Origin of the sequence: Methylopila musalis, from assembly GCF_042679725.1 — a bacterium.
Classification (GTDB): domain Bacteria; phylum Pseudomonadota; class Alphaproteobacteria; order Rhizobiales; family Methylopilaceae; genus Methylopila; species Methylopila musalis.
Genome location: NZ_JBHTMX010000297.1, coordinates 1 through 2,345, shown reverse-complemented (window position 1 = coordinate 2,345; position 2,345 = coordinate 1). Strand labels below are relative to the sequence as shown.

Here is a 2,345-nt window from a genome sequence, read left to right as displayed (position 1 = left end):
GGGCGCCGCGCGTCCCGCGGTCGGACGCGGCCGCCGGCTGCTGTCGGGCCGGCTCGACACCGGCCGCACCCGCGCCTGACGGGCGGGCCTTCAGTCCAGGAAAACGCGGCCCTGCCGGTCCTCGACCGCGACGATCCAGAGGTCCGAATCGAACCGCCGCTCGCGGGCGAGCTTCTCCTCCACCTCAAGCCCGTTCAGCCGCTCGCCGATCCGCTCGAAGCTGCGGTCCACGCCGTCGTCGCGCGCCTCGCTCTGGGGCGCCGGGCCATAGAGATCGTTGTCGCCGTCGAGGCGGTCCACCACGATGAAGATCGCGCCGGCCTCGGTCGCGCCGCGTTTGCGCACCAGCGCGAAGGCGCCCTCCAGATGGCAGCGGCGCACATAGGCCGAGACCCAGAACTCCGAGGTCAGCCGCGCGCTCACGCCGCGATCCCCGTCATTCGATCGTCATGCCGCTGACGGTCTGCAGCGCCTTCACAGTCTGGGCGTTGGGCTCGCCGGTGACCGGCAGGCGACGGTCGCGCTCGAAGCCCGAGATCGCCGCGCGGGTGGCGGCGCCCATCTTGCCGTCGATGGCGACCGGGCCGTAGCCAAGCTTCGCCAGCGCGCGCTGCACCGCCATGAGCTTCGAGGCGGAGGCGACGGAGCCGGTGGTCGCCGGCGCCGGGCGCGGCGCGGCGGCGGGCGTCTGGGCGGGCTGCGACGGCGACGGTTGCGCCTTCGGCTTCGCGGGCGCGGACAAAACCGTCGCGAGCAGCCGCTCGGACACCGCGCCGGTGGAGGGCAGCCGGTGCGCTTCCTCAAAGGCGGAGATGGCGGTCGCGGTCTTGGCGCCGAACATGCCGTCCGCCGGGCCGTCCAGATAGCCCCGGGCGATCAGCGCCTCCTGAATGTCGGCCACCAGCGCGTCCCGCGCCGGCAGCGGGGTCTGCGCGGGCGCGGTCGTCACCGGGCGAGGGGCCGCGTCCCGGAACAGCGGCGCGGGGTGGCGCCCCTGCTGCAGCGCCAGCGCGTTCACGAGAATGGTGACGACGCCGGCTGCGGCCACCAGCCCCGCCAGCGCGTCGATCGGCCGGCGCCGGACCACGCCCAGCGCGCCGGCGACCGCGCCGTAGGAGCGTCCGTCATGGTCGTCGTAGGGGCTCGCAGCGGCTTTAGGCACGTTTCTTCACCCTTGTCGCAGAGGTCGAGGCGGCCGGACGGCCCCGGCCGAAATCGGGCCGCGCCACCACGCCCTCGTCCGCCCCGGCGGGAGACCCGCCGTCGAGCGGCATGGCCACGGTGACGCGCATGCCGCGGCCCGGCGCGCTGTCGAAAGCGAGCCGGCCGCCGTGAAGCTCCACGAGGCCGCGCACCACCGACAGGCCGAGGCCCATGCCCTCGCGGGCGCCGGCCTCGCCTTCGGCCTGGAAATAGGCCTCGCCCAGCCGGTCAAGATGCTCGCAGGCCACGCCCACGCCGCTGTCGCGCACGGAGAGGGTCATCAGGCCGCGCGTGGCCGACAGCGTCACCGCCACGTCGCCGCCCTTCGGCGTGAACTTGATGGCGTTGGAGAGCAGGTTCAGCATCACCTGCGTCAGCGCGCGCCGGTCCGCCAGCAGCGGCGGCAGATCGGCCGCGACTTCGCAGGCGAGGCGCACGCCGGCGGTCTCGGCCCGGGGCGCCAGCAGCCCGACGCAATGGGCGAGCACCTCGCCCGCCGCGCAGGGCGCGGGCTGGACGGCGAAGCGGCCGGTCTCCAGCCGCGAAATGTCCAGCACATGGTCGACGATCTCGAGCAGATGCTCGCCGGACTGGCGGATCAGGGTGGCGTAGTCGCCCCGGCGTTCGGGCGCGGCGCGCATCAGGCGCTCGTCGCCGAGCATCTCGGAGAAGCCGATGATCGCGTTCAGCGGCGTGCGGATCTCGTGGCCCATGGCGGCGAGGAACTGGGCGCGCTGCACCGCCTCGTGGCGCGTGGCGGCGCGGGCGGCGCCGATCTCCTCGTCGCGCAGCCGCCGCTCGCTGACGTCGCGGAACACGGCGATCGCGCCGGTCCCGTCCGCGTCGCCTGCGACCCTGAGCTCCAGCCAGACGAAGATGGGGCCGTGCGCGCCGGCGAGGTCGTCGCGCCGCACGCGGATCTCCAGCGTCGAAGGTTCCTCGGCGGCGTAGGCGAGCGCCTGGAGATAGGCGGGCCGATCGGCGATGTGGACCCGCTCGAACAGGCCGCGGCCGAGCAGATCGCGCGGCGCGGCGCCGAGCAGGCGGTTGGCCGCGACCGACGCGCGCCGCACGGATCCGTCGCGGGCGTGGCGGGTGACGAGATCGTTCGCGGCGCCGGTGACGAGATCGAGTTCGGCGCG

Annotated in this window: 3 protein-coding genes; all 3 read right to left on the bottom strand. The window is 74.7% G+C overall.

Annotated features, from left to right (window positions below; genetic code table 11):
- Positions 1–90: 90 nt before the first annotated feature.
- A complete protein-coding gene (locus tag ACFQ4O_RS16930; protein ID WP_378777459.1) occupies positions 91–423 on the bottom strand; it encodes a DUF1491 family protein in 333 nt (110 codons plus the stop codon).
- Between the two features lie 13 nt (positions 424–436).
- Entirely contained in the window at positions 437–1,162 is a 726-nt protein-coding gene (locus tag ACFQ4O_RS16925) for a peptidoglycan-binding domain-containing protein (protein ID WP_378777457.1), read from the bottom strand.
- Positions 1,155–2,345, bottom strand: a 1,191-nt coding sequence (locus ACFQ4O_RS16920; protein WP_378777455.1) for a sensor histidine kinase, incomplete at its 5' end; no start/stop codon positions are given. The genes ACFQ4O_RS16920 and ACFQ4O_RS16925, both read right to left, overlap by 8 nt.